This is a genomic window from Acidobacteriota bacterium (assembly GCA_012517875.1).
Taxonomy (GTDB): Bacteria; Acidobacteriota; JAAYUB01; order JAAYUB01; family JAAYUB01; genus JAAYUB01.
The window spans coordinates 1-3,011 of the sequence record JAAYUB010000132.1 but is presented as its reverse complement, the minus strand read 5'-3'; the positions used below and the strand labels follow the sequence as shown (position 1 = coordinate 3,011).

The window sequence follows — 3,011 nt, the reverse complement described above, 5'->3', positions numbered from 1 at the left end:
GCGCGATGGCCCCCTTCGCCGACTGGCCGCTGCGGCCCGATCAGCCGTCCATGTAAGAACCCTCTGCCCGTTCAGCGATGCCGCGGCAGAGCCAGCCGCGCTCAGGCCCGGGCGCCTGACAGGGTCTTCCGGTCGTAGCCCCAGCCCCGACATGACGGCACGTCGATGAGCACGAAGGCGCTGTCGCCGGCGGCCCGGAGCGCCAGTGCCGGCTCCAGGTCGATCCGCGCCTGGTCGCCCGCCGTCAGCGGGCTGCCGTTGGCATCGAGGCGGCCGGCGATCAGGTAGAGGAACAGGCGGCGGTTCTCGGCGGCCGGGACGTCGAGGGTGCGTCCCGCTGACAGGTCGCAGCGATAGATGGTGGCATCGGTGTGGAAGGACACGGCCCCGGACAATCCCTGCCCGGAGGCCACCGGCAGCAGCCGGTCTCGCCACGCCTCCGGCTCGAAATGGCGCTGGTCGTAGGTGGGCGTCAGATCCCGCCGGTCTGGATAGAGCCAGATCTGGTGGAAATGCACCGGTCCCTTCGCCAGGTTGAACTCGGAATGGGTCAGCCCGGTGCCGGCGGACATGCGCTGCACGTCTCCCGCACCGATGACGGTGCGGTTGCCCATGCTGTCCGCGTGGGTCATCTCCCCGTCCAGGACCACGGTGACGATCTCCATCTCCCGGTGGGGATGGGTGGGAAAGCCGGTGCCCGGCGCCACCACGTCGTCGTTGTACACCCGCAGGGCACCGAACTGGATGTTGGCCGGATCGTAGTAATCGGCGAAGGAAAACAGCCAATAGGTTTTCAGCCAGTCGAAATCCGAAAAATGACGCCGCCGCGCCGCCACGGTCTGGATCATGGCCGCCTCCCGGGTCCGTTGTGGCCGAAGCCGGCGCTTGGAAGGGAATGCCGGCTGCTGCTGTCCATATGATGCGCCGGTGATGCGAATGGATCCGGCGAAGGATGGGGCCGCTAATCGTAGTCGAGGGTCAGGTCGAGCTCCTGGTCCTTCTTGCGGAGCCGCCGGATGAGGATCCGGAGCAGGTTGTAGTAGATGATGCGGGCCACCCCGTCCTTATCGGCGAGAAACTGGTCGAAGTTGGCGCGCGTCAGCTTGATGAGCCGACACCGCTCCCGCGCCACCACCGACGCCGACGCGGGCTGCCGGTCGAAGAGCGAATACTCGCCGAAGCAGTCGTGGGGCTTGAGCTCGTTGAGACTCACGTCGCTGTACCGCCGGGCGGGCTGGCCGGGCTTGCTCTTGAGCAGGGCCACCTGCAGCCGTCCCTCCAGCACCACGTAGAGCGCGTCGCCGGGAACCCCCTCGGCGAGGATCATGTCATCGGCGCCGGCCGTGAGCTCGAACGCGAACCGTCCCAGTTGTCGGAGCTCGTCGTATGGCAGCCCCTCGAAGATTTCAGTCTTGGCCAGGATGGCCAGGGTCTCCTCGCTGAGCATGGCGGCACCTCCAGGGGCGTTCCTTCGGCCGCTCCCTCCGGCGGCGGATCGGGCGGTGGAGGTATCTTCGCAGAGGGCGCCCGCCCGGGTCAAGGGGAAGAACGGGGCTCGCTCGCGGACATCGGAATGCGGACTTCGGAAATCGGTCATCGGATTTCGTGCTCGAGATTCGTAATCGTAATCGATCTGGTTGAAGGTTTCAAAGTATGAAGGTTTGAAGGTTCGCAGGTTCACAAGTTCGAAGGTTCCAGGTTCAGAATCAGTTGCTGGTTGCTGGTTCGTGCTCGTCATTCGTAATCGTGAGCGTAATCGAAATTAGTAATCGTACTCGTTGTCGAGCGGTTTGAATGTTCGCGGGTGTGGGCATCATGAGCCGGGTTCCCTGATCCAGGGCCCGGAACCCAGGTCCCAGGTCCGATATCCGATGTCCGAAGTCCGATATCCGAAATCAGAAAATCGGGAACGAGCCTCGAGTCTCGATTACGAGCACAAATCCTCAGATCCGTTCACCCGTTCACCCCTCTATCGCCGTCCTTCCCCGGCGTCGAGCAGCTCGCAGACCGCCAGCGGCTCCTGCTTGCCCTTGAGCCGGATGGTGCCGGGGCGGCCGAGGCGCACCGCGTCGCCGAGGCCGGCCGCATGGGCCTTCGAGACGAGGATCTCGCCCGGCGCGGCCGCGCCGCAGAGGCGGGCGGCGGTGTTCACCGCGTCGCCGACGCAGGCGAAGTCCATCCGTTTCGACGCTCCGATGGTGCCTGTGACCACCCGGCCGGAGTGTACGCCGATCCCCACCTCGAACACAGGCAGACCGTTGTTCCGCCGCTCCCGGTTGAGCCGGCGGATCGATTCCCGGATGGCCACCGCCGCGCGGCACGCCCGCATCCGGTGGCCGCCGCGGGCGCCGCCGCCGAAATGGGCCATCACCTGGTCGCCCACGTAGTCGTCCACGTCGCCGCTGTGGCTCCGGATGGCCTGGTACTGCAGGTCGAAATAGGCGTTGAGGGTGGCCATGACCTCCATGGGGTGATGGGCTTCGGCGAAGGCGGTGAAGCCCCGGACGTCGGCGAACAGGAAGCTGAGGTCGATCTCCTGGCATTCGCCGAGATTCACCGCCTCGCCGTCCTTGCCCGATTTCTGGATCATCGTCCGGGTGGACTGGGAGATGAATTTCTCCATGGTCCCCTTTTCCCGCTTGAGCGCGTCCTTTTCCTTCAGCTCCGCCGCCATGTTGTTCAGGACGTCGGCCAGCTGACCCACCTCGTCGCGGCCCGCCAGCGCGATGCGCGCGTCGTAATCGCCGTCGCCGATGGCGAGCGCCGCCGCCTGGACCCGGCGCAGGCGCCGGACCACGCCGCGAATGTAGCCGGAGAACAGAAGCAGCCCCGCTCCGCCGGCGATCGCCGCCGCGGCCACGAACAGCGACAGCCAGCGAACGGGCAGCGGCCCGATCCGCTCCAGCTCCGCCGCCGACTGCCGCGCGGCCGGGGTCTCGGCCCAGTAGATCACCGCGGCCGCGCCCGCCAGCAGCGCCAGCAGCAGCAGCGCCAGGAGCGCTGTCAGGCGG

General features: G+C 66.7%; 3 protein-coding genes. All 3 read right to left on the bottom strand.

What is annotated here, in order from left to right:
• Positions 1-101: 101 nt before the first annotated feature.
• A complete protein-coding gene (locus GX414_13510) occupies positions 102-848 on the bottom strand; it encodes a pirin family protein (protein NLI48117.1) in 747 nt (248 codons plus the stop codon).
• 113 nt (positions 849-961) lie between these two features.
• Entirely contained in the window at positions 962-1,447 is a 486-nt protein-coding gene (locus GX414_13505; protein NLI48116.1) for a cyclic nucleotide-binding domain-containing protein, read from the bottom strand.
• 522 nt (positions 1,448-1,969) lie between these two features.
• Positions 1,970-3,011: adenylate/guanylate cyclase domain-containing protein (locus GX414_13500; GenBank protein ID NLI48115.1), on the bottom strand; the 1,042-nt coding region annotated here is incomplete at its 5' end.